General features: G+C 61.4%; 18 protein-coding genes. 11 read left to right on the forward strand and 7 right to left on the reverse strand.

The window, feature by feature from the left end:
• The 3 genes from M0654_RS00745 to carB form a co-directional block, all read right to left on the reverse strand.
• Positions 1-447: an SRPBCC domain-containing protein gene (locus M0654_RS00745; RefSeq protein WP_248681401.1), complete on the reverse strand. Its 447-nt coding sequence runs from the start codon at positions 445-447 to the stop codon at positions 1-3.
• Complete coding sequence (locus M0654_RS00750; protein ID WP_248681402.1) at positions 447-794, reverse strand: ArsR/SmtB family transcription factor; 348 nt, start codon at positions 792-794, stop codon at positions 447-449. The genes M0654_RS00745 and M0654_RS00750 overlap by 1 nt, the downstream gene beginning before the upstream one ends.
• Positions 795-884: 90 nt before the next feature.
• Positions 885-4,370 (reverse strand): carbamoyl-phosphate synthase large subunit, encoded by a 3,486-nt coding sequence (gene carB, locus M0654_RS00755; RefSeq protein ID WP_248681403.1) that lies wholly within the window; start codon positions 4,368-4,370, stop codon positions 885-887.
• Between the two features lie 301 nt (positions 4,371-4,671).
• Here carB and M0654_RS00760 point away from each other — a divergent pair, with 301 nt between their 5' ends.
• The 4 genes from M0654_RS00760 (at position 4,672) to M0654_RS00775 (ending at position 9,839) form a co-directional block, all read left to right on the forward strand.
• Positions 4,672-5,907, forward strand: coding sequence for an MFS transporter (locus M0654_RS00760; protein ID WP_248681404.1), 1,236 nt, complete (start codon positions 4,672-4,674; stop codon positions 5,905-5,907).
• A gap of 96 nt (positions 5,908-6,003) precedes the next feature.
• Positions 6,004-6,900, forward strand: coding sequence for a KPN_02809 family neutral zinc metallopeptidase (gene ypfJ, locus M0654_RS00765; RefSeq protein ID WP_248681405.1), 897 nt, complete (start codon positions 6,004-6,006; stop codon positions 6,898-6,900).
• A 175-nt stretch (positions 6,901-7,075) separates the two neighbouring features.
• A complete protein-coding gene (locus tag M0654_RS00770; RefSeq protein ID WP_248681406.1) occupies positions 7,076-8,338 on the forward strand; it encodes a TCR/Tet family MFS transporter in 1,263 nt (420 codons plus the stop codon).
• 124 nt (positions 8,339-8,462) lie between these two features.
• Entirely contained in the window at positions 8,463-9,839 is a 1,377-nt protein-coding gene (locus tag M0654_RS00775; protein ID WP_248681407.1) for an MATE family efflux transporter, read from the forward strand.
• 52 nt (positions 9,840-9,891) lie between these two features.
• Here M0654_RS00775 and carA read toward each other — a convergent pair whose 3' ends face one another.
• The gene (gene carA / locus M0654_RS00780) at positions 9,892-11,097 is read right to left on the reverse strand and encodes a glutamine-hydrolyzing carbamoyl-phosphate synthase small subunit (protein WP_248681408.1); all 1,206 of its coding nucleotides are present in this window, start codon (positions 11,095-11,097) and stop codon (positions 9,892-9,894) included.
• A 318-nt stretch (positions 11,098-11,415) separates the two neighbouring features.
• On the opposite strand from carA, the gene M0654_RS00785 reads away from it, so the two are divergent.
• From M0654_RS00785 to rpoD, 3 genes are all read left to right on the forward strand, one after another.
• The gene (locus M0654_RS00785; RefSeq protein WP_390919357.1) at positions 11,416-11,868 is read left to right on the forward strand and encodes a GatB/YqeY domain-containing protein; all 453 of its coding nucleotides are present in this window, start codon (positions 11,416-11,418) and stop codon (positions 11,866-11,868) included.
• Between the two features lie 166 nt (positions 11,869-12,034).
• Entirely contained in the window at positions 12,035-14,029 is a 1,995-nt protein-coding gene (gene dnaG, locus M0654_RS00790; protein WP_248681409.1) for a DNA primase, read from the forward strand.
• Positions 14,030-14,503: 474 nt separating this feature from the next.
• A complete protein-coding gene (rpoD, locus tag M0654_RS00795; protein WP_118850083.1) occupies positions 14,504-16,567 on the forward strand; it encodes an RNA polymerase sigma factor RpoD in 2,064 nt (687 codons plus the stop codon).
• A 77-nt stretch (positions 16,568-16,644) separates the two neighbouring features.
• Here rpoD and M0654_RS00800 read toward each other — a convergent pair whose 3' ends face one another.
• Both M0654_RS00800 and M0654_RS00805 read right to left on the reverse strand, forming a co-directional pair.
• Positions 16,645-16,977 carry a DMT family transporter gene (locus M0654_RS00800; protein WP_390919429.1) on the reverse strand — a complete coding sequence of 111 codons (333 nt, stop codon included), beginning with the start codon at positions 16,975-16,977 and terminating at the stop codon, positions 16,645-16,647.
• Positions 16,978-16,985: 8 nt separating this feature from the next.
• Positions 16,986-17,453 carry a TetR/AcrR family transcriptional regulator gene (locus M0654_RS00805; protein ID WP_248681411.1) on the reverse strand — a complete coding sequence of 156 codons (468 nt, stop codon included), beginning with the start codon at positions 17,451-17,453 and terminating at the stop codon, positions 16,986-16,988.
• A 42-nt stretch (positions 17,454-17,495) separates the two neighbouring features.
• Between M0654_RS00805 and M0654_RS00810 the strand changes: the two genes are divergently transcribed.
• Complete coding sequence (locus M0654_RS00810) at positions 17,496-18,800, forward strand: DUF930 domain-containing protein (RefSeq protein ID WP_248681412.1); 1,305 nt, start codon at positions 17,496-17,498, stop codon at positions 18,798-18,800.
• A 6-nt stretch (positions 18,801-18,806) separates the two neighbouring features.
• Here M0654_RS00810 and uvsE read toward each other — a convergent pair whose 3' ends face one another.
• The gene (uvsE, locus tag M0654_RS00815; protein ID WP_248681413.1) at positions 18,807-19,886 is read right to left on the reverse strand and encodes a UV DNA damage repair endonuclease UvsE; all 1,080 of its coding nucleotides are present in this window, start codon (positions 19,884-19,886) and stop codon (positions 18,807-18,809) included.
• Between the two features lie 151 nt (positions 19,887-20,037).
• Here uvsE and M0654_RS00820 point away from each other — a divergent pair, with 151 nt between their 5' ends.
• The 3 genes from M0654_RS00820 (at position 20,038) to M0654_RS00830 (ending at position 21,303) form a co-directional block, all read left to right on the forward strand.
• A complete protein-coding gene (locus M0654_RS00820) occupies positions 20,038-20,391 on the forward strand; it encodes a DUF1428 domain-containing protein (protein WP_248681414.1) in 354 nt (117 codons plus the stop codon).
• Positions 20,392-20,423: 32 nt separating this feature from the next.
• A complete protein-coding gene (locus tag M0654_RS00825) occupies positions 20,424-20,846 on the forward strand; it encodes a secondary thiamine-phosphate synthase enzyme YjbQ (RefSeq protein ID WP_248681415.1) in 423 nt (140 codons plus the stop codon).
• Positions 20,847-20,973: 127 nt separating this feature from the next.
• Positions 20,974-21,303, forward strand: a complete 330-nt coding sequence (locus M0654_RS00830; RefSeq protein ID WP_248681416.1) for a hypothetical protein — start codon at positions 20,974-20,976, stop codon at positions 21,301-21,303.
• Positions 21,304-21,397: the final 94 nt, after the last annotated feature.

Consider the following 21,397-nt stretch of genomic DNA (forward strand, 5'->3'; position numbering starts at 1 on the left):
TCAGCGTCCTTTGTTCAGCTGTTGGAGAAGGTCTTCAAGGCGGTCGAAATTCTGTTCATTGGCGGCGGCAATGAATTTCTTGAGCTGCAGGTTTTCTTCCGTTGCCTCAAACAGCATCCGCCAGTGCATCCGCGTACCGTCGGTCTCAGGCACGAAGCGGATCTCCATCGTGTAGACATGCATCGGCTCATGATGGAGGAAGGCGAGGCGCTCGCCGGGGATGATCTCCCGGAAGGTCAGCCGGTTGTCGAAGTCCGTGCCGTTCGAGGCGGTCATGGTGATGCGCCAGGTGCCGCCGGGGCGGAAATCGAACTCATGGATCCTGTTGGTAAAGCCATGCGGCCCCCACCATTGCTCCAGATGATCCGGATTGGAGAAGGCGCCGAAGAGTGTGTGCGCGTCGACGGCGAAGAGCCGTTCGTTGAGGATCTCCATCTTGTCGGTCATCACTCGTCCTCCTTGGTTTCGTCCTTCGCCTGCAGGGTCGCCAGGTAATCTTCGAGCCGATCAAGGCGCCGGTCCCAAAGCTGCCGGTATTCCTCCAGCCAGTTGTCGAGCGCCTTCAGCGGCTCGGGCTCCAGGCGGCAAGGGCGCCATTGCGCGTTGCGTCCGCGCGAGATGAGCTTCGCCCTCTCAAGAACCTTCAGATGCTTGGAGATCGCCGGCAGGCTCATGTCGAAAGGCTGGGCAAGCTCGTTCACGGTCGCTTCCCCGCTTGCAAGCCGCGCGAGGATGGCGCGCCGTGTGGGATCGGCAAGGGCAGAGAGCGTGCTGGAGAGTGGATCAACCTGCATAAGTTAGCCATTCGGTTATTTAACTTAATGGCTAAATAACATCGAAGAAAAAGCCGGTCAAGTCTTCCTGACCGGCTGAAGGTTGTCGGCTTAGAAGTAGCTCTGCAGCGGGCGAACTTCGAGGTTGCCGGCCTTGAGAGCCTTGATCGCCAAGGCTGCGGCTTCGGCGCCTGCCATGGTGGTGTAGTAGGGCACCTTCTGCATCAGGGTCGCGCGGCGCAGCGATTTCGAATCCGAGATCGCCTTGTTACCGTCCGTCGTGTTGATGACGAGCTGGACCTGACGGTTGCGGATAGCGTCCTCGATATGCGGACGACCTTCGAGCACCTTGTTGATCTTGGTGGCTTCGATGCCATTTTCGCCGAGGAAGCGTGCCGTGCCGCCGGATGCCATCACCTTGAAGCCGATTTCAACCAGGATGCGGATTGCCGGCAGGACGCGGACCTTGTCCTCGTCGCGAACCGACACGAAGACGGTGCCATTGCGCGGCAGCTCGACTCCGGCCCCCAGCTGCGACTTGGCGAATGCCAGTGCAAAGTCCGTGTCGAGGCCGATGACCTCACCGGTGGAGCGCATTTCCGGGCCAAGCAGCGTATCGACGCCGGGGAACTTGGCGAACGGGAAGACGGCTTCCTTGACCGCGATGTGCTTCAGGTTGCGCGGATCAGGCTTCTTGCCGTAGGCGGCAAAGGTGGCATCGAGCTTCTCGCCGGCCATGATGCGGGCCGCGATCTTGGCGATCGGAGCGCCGATCGTCTTGGCTACGAACGGCACGGTACGCGACGCGCGCGGATTGACTTCGAGCACGTAGATTACGCCGTCCTTGATGGCGAACTGGACGTTCATCAGGCCGCCGACGTTGAGCGCCTTGGCCATGGCGGTTGCCTGGCGCTCCAGTTCGTCGATCGTGTCCTTGGACAGCGTGCGCGGCGGCAGCGAGCAGGCAGAGTCACCGGAATGGATGCCGGCTTCCTCAATATGCTCCATGATGCCCGCGACATAGACATCGGTACCGTCGCTCAGGGCATCCACGTCTACTTCGATCGCGTTGGTCAGGTAGCTGTCGAACAGAAGTGGGTTCTTGCCGAGCAGCGTGTTGATCTGGCCCGTCTTGTCGTTCGGGTAACGCTGCTTGATGTCTTCCGGCACAAGGCCCGGGACCGTGTCGAGCAGGTAGGTCTGCAGCATCGACTCCGAATGGATGATCTGCATTGCGCGGCCGCCGAGAACGTAAGACGGGCGCACGACGAGCGGGAAGCCGATTTCGGAAGCAACAAGGCGCGCCTGTTCAACGGAATAGGCAATGCCGTTGTTCGGCTGGTTGAGGTCGAGCTTCATGAGAAGCTTCTGGAACCGGTCGCGGTCTTCGGCGAGGTCGATCATGTCCGGCGCGGTGCCGAGGATCGGGATGCCGTTCTTTTCCAGCGCTTCGGCGAGCTTCAGCGGGGTCTGGCCACCGAACTGGACGATCACGCCGACGACTTCACCCTTTTCCTGTTCCGCGCGCAGGATCTCGATCACGTCTTCTGCCGTGAGCGGCTCGAAATACAGGCGGTCGGAGGTGTCGTAGTCGGTCGACACGGTTTCTGGGTTACAGTTGATCATGATCGCTTCATAGCCGGCGTCCTTCAGCGCGAAGGCGGCGTGGCAGCAGCAATAATCGAACTCGATGCCCTGGCCGATGCGGTTCGGGCCGCCGCCGAGGATCACGACCTTCTTGGCGGTCGACACTTCGGCTTCCGAACGAAGGGCGCCGACAAACGGCGTCTCGTAGGTTGAGTACATGTAGGCCGTCGGCGACGCGAATTCGGCAGCGCAGGTGTCGATGCGCTTGAAGACCGGGCGGACGTTGAGCGAGTTGCGCAGTTCCGCCACTTCCTTCGGACGCTTGCCGGTAAGCGAGGCGAGGCGGGCGTCGGAGAAGCCCATCGCCTTCAGCATGCGCAGGTTTTCGGCGTCCGTCGGCAGGCCGTGCTCGCGGATGCGGGCTTCCATGTCCACGATCGCCTTCAACTGGGCGATGAACCACGGATCAATCTTGCAGCCTTCGTGGACCTCAGCCTCGGACATGCCGAGGCGCAGTGCCTGGGCGACCATGCGAAGGCGGTTCGGGGTCGGCGTGCCAATCGCGGCGCGGATGGCGTTCTTGCTGTTGTCGCCGTCGTCCAGGCCCGGGATCTCAATCTCGTCGAGACCGGTGAGGCCGGTTTCGAGGCCGCGGAGTGCCTTCTGCAGCGACTCTGCAAAGGTGCGGCCAATCGCCATGACTTCACCGACCGACTTCATGGCCGTGGTGAGGATCGGCTCGGCGCCCGGGAATTTTTCGAAGGCGAAACGCGGGATCTTGGTGACGACATAGTCGATCGATGGTTCGAACGAAGCGGGCGTTGCGCCACCGGTGATATCGTTTTCCAGTTCGTCGAGCGTATAGCCCACTGCAAGCTTGGCGGCGACCTTGGCAATCGGGAAGCCGGTTGCCTTGGAAGCCAGCGCCGAGGAGCGCGACACGCGCGGGTTCATCTCGATGACGACGAGGCGTCCGTCCTTCGGGTTGACAGCGAACTGGACGTTCGAGCCGCCGGTTTCGACGCCGATCTCGCGCAGCACCGCAATCGAGGCGTTACGCATGATCTGGTATTCTTTGTCGGTCAGCGTCAGCGCCGGTGCGACGGTGATGGAATCACCGGTATGGACGCCCATCGGGTCGATGTTTTCGATCGAGCAGATGATGATGCAGTTGTCCGCCTTGTCGCGGATCACCTCCATCTCATACTCCTTCCAGCCGAGTACCGATTCTTCGATCAGGACTTCGGTGGTGGGGGAGGCATCAAGGCCGGAACTGACGATCTCGAAGAACTCAGAGCGGTTGTAGGCAATGCCGCCGCCGGTGCCGCCGAGCGTGAACGACGGACGGATGATCGCAGGCAGACCGACGACATCGATCGCCTGGGCGGCGATCGCCATGGCATGGCTCATGTACCGCTGCTTGCGGTCGCTTTCGCCGAGGTTCCACTGGTTTTCCAGCTCATCAAGCGCCTTGTCGAGCTCAGCGCCTGAGAGGCTTTCGCGCAGCTTCGCGCGCTCGGCTTCATGGGTCTTGCGGTCGGCATCCTTGATGTCGGTGGCATTGGCCAGCATCGACTTCGGCGTCTCAAGGCCGATCTTGGCCATGGCTTCGCGGAACAGCGCGCGGTCCTCGGCCTTGTCGATTGCGGCAGGCTTGGCGCCGATCATCTCGACATTGTAGCGATCGAGCACGCCCATGCGCTTGAGCGAAAGCGCGGTGTTGAGCGCCGTCTGGCCACCCATGGTCGGCAGGAGTGCGTCAGGCCGCTCCTTGGCGATGATCTTGGCCACCACTTCCGGGGTGATCGGCTCGACATAGGTCGCATCGGCGAGGCCCGGATCAGTCATGATCGTGGCCGGGTTGGAGTTGACCAGGATGACCCGGTACCCCTCTTCGCGCAGCGCCTTGCAGGCCTGGGTTCCCGAATAGTCGAATTCACATGCCTGCCCGATGACAATCGGACCCGCGCCGATGATGAGGATCGATTTAATGTCTTGGCGCTTGGGCATGGTCTTCTTCCGCTTTTTTCCTGCGCGAAAAGCCGGCACGGTGATGGGTTCACCGGTCGGGCGGGCGCGTCTGTTCTTTTCAGGCTAGACGCGGCTTATAGGCAAATGTTGCCCGCAGCGGAACCCCATAAATCCGCAAATCGACAGGAATCGACAGCGCACGCGCTGCAAGCATCATCAACCGTACCGGAAGTGGCAAAGCCGACATGGACAGTAGGTTGCGAGAAGAATAAGTAATCGCTGTCACAGCATTGCAGCAACGGCCATCCCAGACGAAGACCGCTTGCGCGGAGGAGATCAGATGGCAGACGCAACCTCGAAACCCGTTTCCATCCCGGTCGGCGACGTCAAGCCCGCCGTGTCCATGGAGGTGACGGTGCTTCCGGTGATCCTGGCGGTCAGCTTCTGTCACATGATCAACGACATCATGCAGTCGATGATCTCGTCGATCTATCCGATGCTGAAGACCGACTATGCGCTGGACTTCTGGCAGATCGGCATGCTGACGCTTGCCTTTCAGTGCACCGCCTCGCTGCTGCAGCCGGTGATCGGCATCGTCACCGACAAGAAGCCGTTCCCATATTCGCTGCCGGTCGGGATGACCTCGACGCTGATCGGTCTCGTCATGCTGGCGACGGCGCATTCCTACGCCATGCTGGTTGTCGCCGCGTCGCTGATCGGCATTGGATCGGCGGTCTTCCATCCCGAATCGTCGCGCGTCGCGCGCCTTGCATCCGGCGGACGCTTCGGCTTTGCGCAATCCGTATTCCAGGTTGGCGGCAATTTCGGCCAGTCGATCGGACCGCTGCTTGCAGCCTTCATCATCGTGCCGAATGGGCAGAAGAGCGTCATCTGGTTCTCCGTTGGCGCGCTCCTCGGTATCATCATCCTGTCTCGCGTCGCGCGCTGGTACAAAGGGCACATGGCGGCCAACAAGGGCCGCAAGCGTGCCGTGAACACGCACAATCTGTCGAGGCGAACGGTGGTGATCTCGCTCGTCGTGCTCACCATCCTGACCTTCTCGAAGAACGCCTACATGGCGTCGATCAACAGCTACTACACGTTCTTTGTCATCGAGCGTTTCCAGGTAACCGTGCAGCAGTCGCAGATCATGCTCTTCATCTTCCTCGGCGCGGTGGCGCTCGGCACGGTGATTGGAGGACTGATCGGCGACAAGTTCGGCTCGAAGGTGGTGATCTGGTTCTCCATCCTGGGCGTGCTTCCGTTCACGCTGGCGATGCCGTTTGCCAACCTGCCGGTGACGATCGCGCTGTCGGCGATCATCGGCTTCATCATGGCCTCGTCCTTCCCGGCCATTGTCGTCATGGCGCAGGAGCTTGTCCCGGGCCGCGTCGGCATGGTCGCCGGCATTTTCTTCGGCATTGCCTTTGGCATCGGCGGCATTGCCGCGGCGGCGCTTGGCCTGTTTGCCGACCACTACGGCATCGTCTTCGTCTATAATGTCTGTGCCTTCCTCCCGGCACTCGGCTTGCTGACAGTGTTCCTGCCGGGCAAGAAGGATTTGCGCGTCGCGTGAGTCGCAGGCTCCCGCAAATCACGCTGGACGGATCACTTTCCGTCCGCCAGCGTTATGCCGCGCAAGGCCGCGCTTTGCCCGAGAGGAGTCCGAGAGATGGAATGGAGAGGTCGTCGTCAGTCGAACAACGTTGAGGATCGCCGTGGCGCCTCCATGGGCAGTCCCCTGGGACGAGGCGGTTTTCGCATCCCGGTCGGCGGCCGGCGTGGCGGCGGAGGGCTCAGCATCGGCGGGATCGTGATGATCCTGATCATCTGCTGGATCACCGGCATCAACCCGCTGACGCTGCTTTCCGGCGGTGATATCGATATGGGGGGCTCGGGTTACCAGCAGTCGGCACCGGGCCAGACGGCCAACGACGAGACGACGCAGTTCGTCCGTACTGTGCTCGCAGAGACGGAAGACACCTGGAAGGGCATCTTCGAAGCGGGCGGCGCACGCTACGAGGAGCCGACGCTGGTGCTGTTTTCCGGTCAGGTCAACTCAGCATGCGGCTTCGCATCGTCCGCGACCGGTCCGTTCTACTGCCCCGTCGACAAGAAGCTTTACCTCGACACCGACTTCTTCCGCGAGCTTGAGCAGCGTTTCGAAGCTGCCGGCGACTTTGCCCAAGCCTATGTCATCGCCCACGAAGTCGGGCACCATGTGCAGAACCTCACCGGCGTCCTGCCGAAATTCAACCAGGCACGCCAGCGGATGAGCGAGGTTGAAGCAAACCAGATGTCGATCCGCGTCGAGCTCCAGGCCGATTGCTATGCAGGTGTCTGGGGCAAGTTCACCGACCAGAAGGGCGTCCTGAGCGAAGGCGATCTGGAGGAGGCGCTGAATGCGGCCCAGCAGATTGGTGACGACACGCTGCAGAAGCGCAGCCAGGGTTACGTGGTGCCGGAAAGCTTCAACCATGGCACGTCCGCGCAGCGCATGACCTGGTTCAAGCGCGGCTTCGACAGCGGCGACATGCGGGCATGCGACACCTTTTCCGGCGCTGTCTGAACAACGCTGACTTCTAAAGACGCCGGGTGTTGAGCACCCGGCGTCTTTCGCCGTTGATGAATATCATCAAAACTTTTGAAATGTTCACGTATTGTTTACGTGGACGTTCGCCGCTAAGTAGCGTCGGCGACTAGGTCGCACTTCCAGAACATGTTTTTGCTGGAGTGACCTCCCAATGCTTGACCCGAAATTCGTGCGTCGCGGCCTGTTCCTGGTCTTTATGATCCTGTTTCTCGATATCATCGGGATCGCTATCATCATGCCGGTGCTGCCGACATTCCTGCGTGAACTGACCGGCGACGATGTGAGCGGCGCTGCCGTCGATGGCGGCTGGCTGCTGCTGATCTATTCGGCGATGCAGTTCCTGTTTGCGCCGCTGCTCGGCAACCTCTCGGACCGTTTCGGCCGCCGGCCGATCCTGCTCGCTTCGGTGCTGACCTTTGCGGTCGACAACCTGATCTGCGCTGCCGCGACAAGTTTCTGGATGCTGTTCGTCGGCCGCACGCTGGCTGGTATCTCCGGTGGAAGCTTTGCGACCTGTTCCGCCTATATCGCCGACATCAGCACCGACGAGACGCGTGCCAAGAACTTCGGCCTGATCGGCATCGCCTTCGGCGTCGGCTTCACGGTCGGGCCGGTGATCGGCGGACTGCTCGGCGAACTTGGGCCGCGTGCGCCGTTCCTGGCGGCGGGCCTGTTGTCGCTCGCGAACTTCGTCGCGGCCTGGTTCCTGCTGCCGGAAACGCTGGAGAAGGCGAACCGCCGGACCTTTGAATTGAAGCGCGCCAACCCATTCGGGGCGTTGAAGCAGATGCGTCATTACCCGGGAATCGGCTGGGTCATGCTGGTGATGTTCCTGTATTGGCTGGCGCATGCCGTTTATCCGTCCGTCTGGTCCTTCGTGTCCGCCTATCGCTATAACTGGAGCGAAGGGCAGATCGGGCTGTCGCTCGGAATGTTTGGCATCTGCGCGGCGATCGTCATGGGCTTCGTGCTGCCGAAACTGGTGCCGGTTCTGGGCGAATGGCGCACTGCGGTTCTCGGCTTGAGCTTCTCGTGCCTCGGGCTCTTGGGCTATGCCTTTGCCTGGCAGGGTTGGGTCGTCTACGCTGTCATTCTGCTGACGACGATCGAGAATGTCGGAGATCCGGCGCTGCGAAGCATCGCTTCGGCCAAGGTGCCAGCGTCGGCGCAAGGTGAGTTGCAGGGCGCGATCACCAGCCTGACCAGTCTGACGACCATCATCGGCCCGGCGATCTTCACCCAGCTCTTCAGCGCGTTTACGGGCGAGGGGGCCGCAGTGGAATTTGCCGGTGCGCCTTATTTCATGGCGGCCATCTTCATGGCGTTGGCCATCACTGTCTTCCTCTTGCGCATCTCGCGCAAGGATGAGGCGGCGGTGGCCGCGCAGCCGGAACTTTCACATCAAGTTCCGTGAAGTGACGTCCACAAATTCTGTTGGATGAACCGCCAAGGTTGCTGCCTTCGGGTGCCTGATCTATAGGCATTGGCAGCCGCCGCTACCCAAATGGGTTGCGGCGTTTTCGTCTTTGGAGAGTGCCATGTCGACCCAGTCAGCCATCGTTGACCGGAGCCATAACAATTCGTGGTCCACGCATGCCCGCGCAACGGTTGCGCTCGGCGTGCCGCTGGTGGGGGCGCAACTGGCGCAGATGGCCATCCACACAACGGACGTCATCCTGGTCGGCTGGCTCGGCACCACGGAACTCGCGTCTGTCGTGCTTGCAACACAGATGTTCTTCCTGGTCTTCATCTTCGGCACCGGTTTCACCAGCGCCGTGGTGCCGCTGGTTGCCCAGGCAATCGGCCATAATGATCCGGTTGGCGTGCGGCGTTCAGTGCGCATGGGGCTATGGATCGTGCTCGCTTACGGCGTGCTCACCGCGCCGCTGTTGTGGTTCGCCGAACCGATCCTGCTGCGTCTCGGCCAGGAGTCGGATGTCGCCGCAAACGCACAAAGCTACCTGCGCATTGCGCTTTGGGGCCTGTTCCCGGCGCTCGGACTGATGGCGCTCAGAAGCTTCGTCACCGGGCTCGAGAAGGGCGGCATCGTGCTTTACGTGACGATCGGCATGTTCTTCATGAACCTGCTTGTCGCCTACACGCTGATCTTTGGCCATTTCGGCGCACCGGCGCTTGGACTGCACGGTGCGGCAATCGCGGCCGTTTCGGCAAACCTCACCGGCTTTCTTATCGCGCTCCTTTATGTGGAGAGCCAGCCGCGGATGCGCAGCTTCGAGATCTTCGTCCGGTTTTGGCGGCCGGACTGGTCGATGCTTTGGGAGATCTTCATGCTGGGCCTGCCGATCAGCTTCACGATCCTGGCGGAGACGAGCCTGTTTTCGGCTGCGTCACTGCTCATGGGAATGATCGGCAAGCTGCAGCTTGCGGCGCACGGCATTGCCCTGCAACTGGCGTCCATCGCCTTCATGATCCCGCTCGGGCTCGCACAGGTGGCGACGGTGCGCGTCGGCTTGGCGAACGGTCGAGATGACATGGTTGGCGTGCGTCGTGCGGGTGTTGCAGTGCTTGCGATCAGCATCCTGTTCACCGCGGTTGGCGGCGTGCTTTATGCGGTGGCGCCTGCCTTCTTCGGCGGCCTTTTCCTGGATACGCGCCAGCCGGATGCAGCCGAGGTGCTGGCGCTTGCCATACCGCTGATCATCATCGCCGGTGCCTTCCAACTCGTGGATGGTTTGCAGGCGGTGGCGGCTGGTCTGCTGCGCGGCTTGAAGGATACCAAAGTGCCGATGCTCCTGGCGCTGATTGCCTATTGGCCGATCGGCTTCGTGTTTGCCTGGATCTTTGCCTTCCCGCTCGGCTTCAAGGGCGAGGGGGTCTGGTTCGGCTTCGTGATGGGGCTCGCTGCTGCGGCGGCGCTGCTTTGCGGCCGGTTCTGGATGCTGGTTCGCCGCTAAACAAAAAAAGCCCGCCAAAATGGCGGGCTTTTCAAGCTTCTCTTGAGATTTCTCAGCGTTCGGACAGTGCCGGTTCGCCCTTCTTCTCGCGCACCATGTTGATGAAGCGGCGGAACAGATAGTGGCTGTCCTGCGGCCCGGGCGAAGCTTCCGGATGGTGCTGGACGGAGAACACCGGCTTGCCCGCCAGTCTCAGGCCGCAATTGGTGTTGTCGAAGAGCGAGATGTGAGTCTCTTCAACGCCTTCCGGCAAAGTGCTCGAGTTGATCGCGAAGCCGTGGTTCATGGAGACGATCTCCACCTTGCCGGTGGTGTGGTCCTTCACCGGGTGGTTTGCACCGTGGTGACCCTGGTGCATCTTCTCCGTCTTGGCGCCGAGCGCCAGGCCGAGGATCTGGTGGCCGAGGCAGATGCCGAAGGTCGGGATGTCGGTCTTGATGAGGTTCTGGATCACCGGAACAGCATATTCGCCAGTTGCCGCCGGGTCCCCCGGGCCGTTCGACAGGAAGATGCCATCCGGCTTCAGCGCCAGGATGTCTTCGGCCGAGGTCTGTGCCGGAACGACGGTCACCTTGCAATCGAGGCCGGTGAAGAGGCGCAGGATGTTGCGCTTTACGCCGTAGTCGACGCAAACGATGTGGTACTTGGCGTCTTCCGGATTGAGGTCATCGAAGCCCTCGTTCCAGACCCAGGGCTTCTGCGTCCACTGCGACGACTGGCCAGACGTGGCTTCCTTGGCGAGGTCGAGACCTTCCAGACCGCTCCATCCCTTGGCTTCAGCCTTCAGGGCCTCGATGTCGAAAACGCCGTTCGGATCATGCGCGATGACGGCATTCGGGGCGCCGTTGCTGCGGATCCAGGCGGTCAGCGCACGGGTGTCGATGCCGGACAGGCCGATGATCCCGCGCGACTTCAGCCAGCCGTCGAGATCCTTGGCAGCGCGATAATTGGAAGGATCGGTGATGTCGGCCTTGAAGATCGTGCCGACCGCGCCGCGGCGTGCAGCCGGCGTCAGGTATTCGATATCTTCTTCGTTGGTTCCGACGTTGCCGATATGGGGGAAGGTGAAGGTGACGATCTGGCCGATATAGGACGGGTCGGTCAGGATTTCCTGGTAACCGGTGAGCGCCGTGTTGAAGACCACCTCGGCCGGTACCTTGCCCGTCGCCCCGATCCCGGTTCCTTCGATCACCGTGCCGTCTGCCAGGACGAGCACAGCGGTTGGTTTTTTCGTTGTCCAGGGGGCAGTGGCGGTCATCTCTATCCTTCTGCCTTGCCGTCCCGTCTCTTGAAGAGGCAGGGTGCGAAGGCCATCTATGGTCGCAGAAACGGGCGCGCAGGCAGTGCCGGCGAAAGCCCATACATCTATATCTCGTGCAGGTGCGGGAAAATAGACAAAGCAGGCAGCACGGTCAATCTCACGAACTCAATAAACATTGGGTATTTCGGTCGTCTGGCGCAAGAGCGGCAGCCAGCCAATTGATACTGCACCGGGCCTCGTCTATGACAGCGCCACCAAGACAAGGAAAAGCCATAATTGCCGCCCGGCGGCGGGCCTTCCCAAGGAGTACATAATATGATGCGCGACAAGCTTTCCGAGGCGCTCAAGGAAGCAATGAAGGCCAAGGATACCCGGCGGCTTTCCACGGTCCGGCTGGTGCAAACGGCCATCAAGGATCGTGATATCGCCAATCGCGGCGCCGGCAAGGATCCGGTCAGCGACGACGACATCCTGCAGATCCTGCAGAAGATGGTAAAGCAGCGCGAGGAATCGGCGAAGATCTATGAGGATGCCGGCCGTGGCGAGCTTGCCGCGCAGGAGCGCGAGGAAGTCACCGTCATCAAGACCTTCATGCCCGAGCAGATCTCGGACGAGCAGGCGGCTGAGCTTATCAAGGCTGCCGTTGCCGAGTCCGGCGCGCAGGGCCTTCGCGACATGGGCAAGGTGATGGCCATCCTGAAGGAAAAGTATCCGGGGCAGATGGATTTCGCCAAGGCGTCCGGCGTGGTCAAGGAACTGCTGAAGTAAGATTTCTTGAAAGCCGATAAAAGCAGGAGGCTGGTAGCCGTTTCGGCTTCCAGCCTTTTTGTTTTCGCTGCATGCGGCAGCGAGGTGTGAATAGCGGGCATGTTTTCGTCCCGCAGTGGCTTTCCCTGGCCGGCGTGCTTATATGGGAATTGGCCAAGAGGTTGACATGCGCTTCTCCAACAGTTTCCTGGACGAAATTCGCGACCGAGTGGCGATATCGGCCGTGGTTGGCCGGCGCGTAACCTGGGATCGCAAGAAGACCAATGTCTCGCGTGGAGACTACTGGGCCTGCTGCCCGTTCCATGCCGAAAAGAGCCCGAGCTTCCATTGCGAAGATCGCAAGGGCCGCTACCACTGCTTTGGCTGCGGCGTTTCCGGGGATCATTTCCGTTTCCTCACCGAGCTTGAAGGACAGAGTTTTCCCGAAGCTGTCCAGACCGTCGCCGACATGGCCGGCGTTCCGATGCCGCAAATGGATCCACAGGCGGAAAAGCGGGAAAAGGAGCGCACCTCCCTTATCGATGTCATGGAACTGGCGACCCGGTTCTTCCAGGACCAGTTGCAGAGCGCCACCGGCGTGAAGGCGCGCGCTTATCTGCGCGATCGCGGCCTCAGCGCCCGGACCATCGAGACTTTCCGGCTGGGTTATGCTCCGGAGAGCCGGAATGCGCTGAAGGAGTTCCTGGCCAGCAAGGGCGTCCCGAAGGAGCAGATCGAGGCCTGCGGGCTGGTGCGCCACGGCGAGGGCATCGCCGTCTCCTATGACTATTTCCGCGATCGCATCATGTTTCCGATCCTGTCGTCGCGGGAAAAGGTGATCGGGTTTGGCGGCCGTGCAATGGCGCAGGACGCGCTTGCGAAATACATGAACTCGCCCGACACCGAGCTCTTCCACAAGGGGCAGGTGCTTTACAATTTTGCCCGCGCCCGTCGCGCGTCGCAGGCGAACCGCAGCGAACCGGGTACGGTCATTGCCGTCGAAGGTTATATGGACGTGATCGCGCTGCATCAGGCGGGGATCGAGAATGCGGTGGCGCCGCTCGGCACGGCGCTGACGGAAAACCAGCTCGACTTGCTCTGGAAGATGTCGCCGCAGCCTGTGCTGTGTTTTGATGGCGACGGTGCCGGCCTTCGCGCCGCAAGCCGGGCGGCTGACCTTGCACTTCCGTTCCTGAAACCCGGTAAATCGGTGCAGTTCGCGCTCCTGCCGGAGGGCAAGGACCCGGACGACCTCGTCAAGCAGGAAGGGCGCGCACCCTTCGATAAGGTTTTGTCCGAAGCCAAGCCTCTGGTCGACATGATCTGGCAGCGGGAGGCTGCCGCCGGACAATATACAACGCCGGAACAGCGGGCCGAGCTCGAAGCGCGGCTGAAGCACATCGTCTCCGTGATCGGCGACGAAAGCGTGCGCCGGCATTACCAGCAGGAAATCCGCGACCGGCTGAACAGCTTCTTTTCGCCGATGACCCGGCGCGGCAGTGGCAATCGCCCGCCTTTCCAGCGCGGCGGCGGTCGGCCGGGGCAGGGTGGCGGCTTCCAGAACCAGCGCGGCGTGGCAGCGGGCCCGGTTACCGTATCAGACCGGCTGACGCGGTCGGGGCTCGTCAGCGGCTATCGCGACCTGCCGGCGCTGCGCGAAAGCGTTCTTGCGCTGACGATCGTCAATCATCCGGAATTGCTGCTCGAGGAATACGACGAAATCGCCGCGATCGACTTCGAGAACCGCGACCTGCAGCGCTTCTGGTCCTCCATGCTGCCGGCGGCAGCCACAGCGGGCACTAATCTTTCGCGCGAATACCTGATGCAGCGGCTCACCGCCGACGGGTTCGAGGTGCTTTTAAAGTCGCTTGACCAGCAGGTGCGCAACGCTCGTCTCTGGACCGCGACGGAAGGGGCGGCAATGGAAGACGCACGCGAAGGCTACCGACAGGCGCTGTCGCTCCACAAGCGCACCAAGGCGCTGCGCATCCAGAAGATGGAGTTGGAGCGCGCCATTGCGGAGGCGACCGAAGCTGATAACTCCGAGGAGATCGAGCTGCTTTTGCGCGCCCTGTCAGAGGTCCAGCTTGAGATCGTGCGGATGGAGAACCAGGAAGCGATCATCGATGGCTTCGGGGTTTTGTCGGGCCGGATCAAGGGTGCGGCGGTCAGCCATGGCTGATTCGAGCATGGTTTTTGTGGGCCAGGCGAAGAGGCGGCCATTTCGCCCTAATTAGCACTCACTTTATACGGAAGAAATTGTCACCGGGTGGCGATATCTGGGTCAAAAGGCTTGTCTTTCCGGGTGCCGTGCCTACATAGCGGTTAAATTTGGTGAGCGTACCCTGTTGAAGCTGCTGCAGGCAGTTTTCGACTTTTCCGGGGACTGAGGTCGGGAAAAGCTTGACGGAACGTTAATTTATGGGAATCACCATCTCAAGGCAGAATAGGCGGAGTGGGTCAATAGCACCGAACATGACCGATGATCCTCTCACGGGACGGCCTTGCGTTGATGCGGCCGCCGAATGGTAATCGGGAATTAAAGGTCAATCCGTTACGTGTTGGACAAGTGATTCGCGGCGAAGGCGGCGGCGATAGTCTTCAGCCGATTGCGACAGCGCGGCGGAAGTGGCGTTCAGGGAAAGCGACGAAATAAATGGCAACAAAAGTCAAAGAAAACGAAGAAGCAGAGAACGAACGCGAAGGCTCGCACGACGGTCCGCTTCTCGACCTCTCTGACGACGCGGTCAAAAAGATGATCAAGGCCGCCAAGAAGCGCGGCTACGTGACCATGGACGAGTTGAATTCGGTCCTGCCGTCGGAGGAAGTCACCTCCGAGCAGATTGAAGACACCATGTCCATGCTGTCCGACATGGGCATCAATGTCGTGGAAGACGAGGATGCCGACGACGCGTCCGCGCGTGAAGACGACAGCGACGGTGATGGCGAGGAGAGCGAGAGCGAAGGCGGCGAAATTGCCACCACGACCGGCACTGCGCTCGCGACCGCCAAGAAGAAAGAGCCGACCGACCGTACCGACGACCCGGTGCGCATGTATCTGCGCGAAATGGGTTCCGTCGAGCTTCTGTCGCGTGAAGGCGAAATTGCGATTGCCAAGCGCATCGAGGCCGGCCGCGAGACGATGATCGGTGGCCTCTGCGAGAGCCCGCTGACCTTCCAGGCACTCATCATCTGGCGCGACGAGCTGAACGAAGGCACGACGCTGCTTCGTGAAATCATCGACCTCGAAACGACCTATTCGGGTCCTGAGGCAAAAGCTGCGCCGCAGTTCCAGAGCCCGGAAAAGATCGAGGCTGACCGCAAGGCGGCCGAAGAGAAGGAAAAGAGCCGCAAGGCGCGCTTCTCTGCTGCCAATGACGACGACATCACGGCCGTTGGTGGCGAAGGCCTTCCGCTTGAGGAAGAAGAAGAGGACGACGACGAGTCGAGCCTTTCGCTCGCCGCCATGGAAGCGGAACTGCGTCCGCAGGTCATGGAAACCCTCGACCTCATCGCTGACACCTACAAGAAGCTGCGCAAGCTTCAGGATCAGCAGGTTGAGCAGCGCCTTTCCGCAACGGGCACGCTGTCGTCTGCTCAAGAGCGCCGCTACAAGGAGCTCAAGGACGAACTGGTGACGGCGGTCAAGTCCCTGTCGCTCAACCAGAACCGCGTCGACTCTCTTGTCGAGCAGCTCTACGACATTTCCAAGCGCCTGATGCAGAACGAGGGACGCCTGCTGCGCCTCGCCGAATCCTACGGCGTCAAGCGCGAGTCCTTCCTCGAACAGTACCAGGGCGCCGAACTTGATCCGAACTGGATGAAGTCGATCGCCAACCTTTCCGCCCGTGGCTGGAAGGAGTTTGCGCGCGCCGAGAACACGACGATCCGCGATATCCGCCAGGAGATCCAGAATCTCGCGACCGAAACCGGCATCTCGATCGCCGAATTCCGTCGCATCGTGTCGATGGTCCAGAAGGGCGAACGCGAAGCGCGCATCGCCAAGAAGGAAATGGTAGAGGCGAACCTTCGCCTCGTGATTTCCATCGCCAAGAAGTACACGAACCGCGGCCTGCAGTTCCTCGACCTTATCCAGGAAGGCAATATCGGCCTGATGAAGGCGGTCGACAAGTTCGAATACCGTCGCGGTTACAAGTTCTCGACCTATGCGACGTGGTGGATCCGGCAGGCAATCACGCGTTCGATCGCCGACCAGGCCCGCACGATCCGCATTCCCGTGCACATGATCGAAACGATCAACAAGATCGTTCGTACGTCGCGCCAGATGCTGCACGAGATCGGGCGCGAGCCGACGCCGGAAGAACTCGCTGAAAAGCTCGCCATGCCGCTCGAAAAGGTCCGCAAGGTCCTGAAGATCGCCAAGGAGCCGATTTCTCTCGAAACCCCGGTAGGTGACGAGGAAGACAGCCACCTCGGCGACTTCATCGAAGACAAGAACGCGCTTCTGCCGATCGATGCGGCTATCCAGGCGAACCTGCGCGAAACGACGACCCGCGTACTGGCGTCGCTGACGCCGCGCGAAGAACGCGTTCTTCGCATGCGCTTCGGAATTGGCATGAACACCGACCATACGCTGGAAGAAGTCGGCCAGCAGTTCTCGGTGACGCGCGAACGTATCCGCCAGATCGAGGCGAAGGCGCTTCGCAAGCTGAAACACCCGAGCCGCAGCCGCAAGCTGCGCAGCTTCCTGGACAGCTAAGCTTCGGTCGACAACTCTGTCAATAGGCCCGGTTCGCAATGCGAGCCGGGCTTTTTTCTTTTGGTCGTTGGGCTTCTTCAATGCCCGACGGTTTTCGAGAACACGTTGACCACCACGACGCCGGCGATGATCAGGCCAAGGCCAATCATGGCGGCAAGGTCGAGCTTCTGCCGGAACACCACGAGACCAACGCCCGAGATCAGCACGATGCCAAGCCCGCTCCAGATGGCGTAGACGATGCCCATCGGCATGACGCGGAGCGCGATCGACAAGAGATAGAAGGCCGCGCCGTAACACAGCGCCATCAGCATGGTCGGCACCAAACGCGTGAACTGCTGGCTTTGCTGCAGGAAGGTCGTCCCGATCACTTCGAGCGCGATCGCAGTGCCAAGCGAAACATATGTCACCAGAGCCGTGTTCATCTGTACGCCTCGATTTCCGTCATCTTCCTGAGGTCTATCCTGAGGCGCTCGAGATCTTGCGGCTCGACACCATTGTTTTCCATGAGATTGGCAAGCCAGATGCCGTCGGCGGCGTAGCGCGCAATCTGCAGCACCGGGTGATTGTCCGTGTCTGCATGGCGTTCGAGCCGGTCGCGCATCCAGTCCGACCAGAGTGCGCGCAGCTTCGGGTCGTTCATGCAGGAGACCGACAGCGCTGCCCAGGGGCTTCCGGCACCTTCGCGCGTCACCTGGAAGAAGGCGTCGATATAAGCGCGCGTGAAGCGACCAGGGGTGGCGGTGTCGTTCTCAATCAACCGGTCGATCTCGTCATCGAGCTTTGCCAGGAGATCGGCGAACACCGCCTCGACCAGCGCTTGCTTGCTGGAAAAATGATGTAGCAGCCCGCCCTTGGTCACGGCGGCCGAAGCTGCGACTGATTGCAAGGTGATAGCCGACAGGCCAGCCTCTGCGGCAGACCGTGCCGCTTGGTCAAGGATGGAACGCCGCACCTGCTCGGGCTGTTTTTCGCGTCTATGGGCCTGGGACATGGGGAAACATACCACGCGGTCGGTTTCTTCTCAAGCCACAAAGATGTTGCCGGCGCAGGTTTTGATCCACCGGGACTCGATCCGGCCTGCATTCCATCTTACATCGCAGCCATGGAAGGCATCGAAGCCGAGGACGCCCGGGAAACCAGGCAGGATCATCGTCCGAAACGGACCAGAGCGCTCGGAGGCGGCATCGCTGCCTCCGTGTTGCTGCATGTCGTCCTGGCCTTCGCCTTCTTTTTCCACTTCCCCCTGGAGTTTCCGGAGCCGCCCAAGGAAGAGAGCGTGACGGTGGAACTGGTTCCCTCACCTGAAGAGCCGGAAGAAGAGGCCGAGGAGGCCGAAGACCCACCTCCGCCGGAGCAGGAGGAAGAGGCCAAACAGGATGAGCCACCGCCTCCGCCCCCACCGCCACCGCCGCCGCAAGAGGAAGCGAAACAGGAAGAACCGCCTCCGCCGCCTGAACCTTCGCCGCCACCTCCACCCGCACCCGAACCGCCGAAGGGCGAGGAGCGGGCAGGGCAACCCATGCCGGTCCTGCGGCCTGTCCAGCAATTTGGCGAGAAGGATGAAGGCCCGCGCGTGAGCGAAGACGGCGACGCGCCGGAAGAGCCGGCAGGCAGAGAGCCGGAAACCGCTCCAACAGAGACGGAGGAAACAGCCGGACCGACCGGGGAGACGGAAGCCGCAGAAGATGCGCCACCCGCAAGTGCCGTGCCCGATGATGTCAACGTGCCGGAGGTCGATGCGGCGGCGAGTTCGCATGTCGAAGGACCGGAGACCGGTGCCGCACCTGCCGACGAGATGACAGCGCTTGTCCCGCAGGTCGTGCCTGCGCCGACACCAAAACCGACCGAGGCCCCCGCCAAGGACTCGCCCAGCAACCTGACGAAGGCGACCAAGCTGTTTTCCCGCAGCGTCACCGAAAGCGACGTGGCAATGACGGCCATGGGCGAGATCCCGCGCGAGATTCGCGCCGGGCAGCTTTGCGCCACGGAGCTGCGCGAGCAGTTGCGTCATGCGCCGGCAGCCTACCGGCCGGACATCCTGCCCGCCTACAAGCTGCCTTCCGGCACGGTACTCGAGGTCAGGCAGGCGGCGTTTCGCGCCAGCGCCAAGTGGTATAACATCAGGTTCCGGTGCGAGGTGGACGAGGATGCGATGAGAGTCGTTTCGTTCGCATTCGACGTTGGCGCTGCTGTGCCACGCAGTCAGTGGCGGGCGCGGGGCTTCCCGGACTGATCCGGGTCAGGCGCCGCCGGCGACCTTCTCCTCCACCAGTACCGCATCGGCTTCCTCTTCGAGCTCTTCTGCTTCGGTGGCTTCCAGACCAAAGCGCAGCGCAACGTCTGGCGCATAGCGCAACAAATCTGGCCGCAGCCGCAACAGCGCCAGGTCCTTCGACTTCGCCTCCAGCATCACGTCGAAATCCAGGCCTTCCGCGGTGCGCATGAAGGTGGCAAACTCAAACGGGTTGCAGAAATCGGCATGGCCGGTGAAGACCGGTGCGACGTATTTCGTCGTCTTCTTGCGCGTCTTTGGGTCCACCCGCACCTGTTCGCGCAGTTCCGTGCGCGGCGAAGAGAAGTGGATCTTCGGCTGCTGTCCCTCCGGCCAGGTGGCGAGAATGGCGGCCAGCGTCTCGCGCAGGTCCGCCCGCTCCGGGTTGAGGCACCAGAAATGCTGGTAGTCGAAGATCAGCCGCACGCCGGTATGCTCGTGGATCCAAAGGACGTCGGCGGCCGAGAACCGCAGATCATCGTGTTCGAGCACCAGCCGGCGGCGCACATGCTCGGGAAGCATCTTCCAGGTCTCAACCCAGCGGGCGCGGCTGGCGGGAATATCGCCATAGGTGCCGCCGACATGAATGACGAGTACGGCCTCCGGCCCGAGTTCCATCAGATCCAGCATCTCCGCCTGGGTTGAGAGGTCCCAGATGCTCTTCCTGACAAGCTCGGGATCGGGGCTGTTCAACACCACGAATTGTGAAGGGTGGAACGACAGGCGGATGTCGAGACGCTTCGACTTTTCGCCCAGTGCGCGAAGCTCGCTGACGCTCTCGCCGATCATTCCGTGGAACTGCGGCATGTCCGGATGCGTGACGTAGGGGGCGATATCGGAGGACATGCGGTACATGCGGATGTCGTGCCGGTCGAGATGATCGAGGATCTGGTCGACATATTCGAGCGACACCTTCAGATGTGGATTGTTGGCTGAGCGGCGGCTGTCATTGCTCTTCAGGTCATCGCGCGCCATGACCTTGACCGGAAAGCCGAGACGCGATGTGCGGGCCTGCTTCCTGGTGTCCGTTGCATCTCCTGCGGTCATGCCATTCTCCCGATGATCGAGACCGCATAACGATCCCGGACCGGTTCTGATCCGGCCCGATCTTGCCGATCGAGAAAATCTCGGCCAGCTTGTCGGATCGGCCTGCCGTTTCACGTCCTTGTTAAGTTGCAACTCAAGAGGAGGAAGACCTATGCCTTATGTTGATGGTTTTGTTCTTGCCGTACCAACGGCCAACCTGGAGCGCTACAAGGAGATTGCCCGGCTCGCCGGCGATATCTGGAAGGAATATGGCGCCGTCAGCTATGTCGAGTGCATCGGCGACGACGTGCCTTATGGCGAGCTGACATCATTCCCGCGAGCGGTGCAGGCGAAGGAGGACGAGACGGTCGTGTTCTCCTGGATCACCTATGAAAGCCGCGAGCAGCGCGACGCGATCAATGATAAGGTGATGAAGGATCCGCGGCTCGCAGGCGAGCAGTGGAAGGGCGTGTTTGATGCCAAGCGCATGATTTACGGTGGCTTCCAGAGCTTCATGACCCTATAAATCCGGCGATCTGAAACAAGGAGCGCCGCCTCATGCCCCAGACCGTCATCTCGATCCAAACGCGCGGGCAGGGGCTTTATGAATTCACCGAGGCGGCCCAGAAATTCGTGGGTGGACAGGCAAGCGGCGAAGGCCTGCTGACGGTCTTCGTGCGCCACACGTCCTGCTCGCTCCTCATCCAGGAGAATGCCGATCCGGATGTGCGGCGCGACCTGAAGACCTTCTTCTCGCGCCTCGTGCCGCCGGCCAGGGACCCGCAGATGCGCTGGGTGACCCATACGACCGAAGGTCCGGACGACATGCCGGCGCATATCAAGGCGGCGCTGACTGCTGTTTCGCTCGGCATCCCGGTCAGTTCCGGGCGGTTGATGCTCGGCACCTGGCAAGGGTTGTACCTCTTCGAACACCGCGACCATCCGCATAGGCGCGAGGTGGTGCTGCATCTTTCGGCGTGAGCGCTCGATGAACTGCAACTGAACGGCGGATTGCGATTTTGTTCAGCCCCGGCGCGCTAGCTTCCACACAATCGCCAGCAAGGCGAGAGAGGTTTCGGGCACAACGCCCCAATTCTGGAGACACGCCATGAGGAACATCTTCACCAAAGCTGGAATCGCTGCTCTCGTCACGCTCGCCGGACTATCCGCCGTTGCGCCGACGGCATCTGCCGCCAATGGCGACCTGGTCATCTCGGTTCAGCACCGCGACCGCCACTGGCGACCTGACCGCCGCCCGGACCGTCGCCCCGGCTGTGCACCGTGGCTTGCCGAAGAAAAGGCCGCCCGCATGGGCCTGCGCCGCGTCCGTGTCGTGGACGTGTCGCGTCGCACCGTGACCGTGGTCGGGTTCGACCGCCGTGGTCGCGACCGGGTGGTTTTCGCCAACGTCCGCGGCTGCCCGCTGATCCGCCGCTAACGCGCGGCCGCCAACAACAGAAAAAGCCCGCCGATCATCTCCCGATCGGCGGGCTTTTTATATGGTTCAAGGTGAAAACCTCCCGCCGCCGATG

The sequence above is a fragment of the Neorhizobium turbinariae genome (assembly GCF_023223505.1).
GTDB classification, from domain to species: domain Bacteria; phylum Pseudomonadota; class Alphaproteobacteria; order Rhizobiales; family Rhizobiaceae; genus Neorhizobium; species Neorhizobium turbinariae.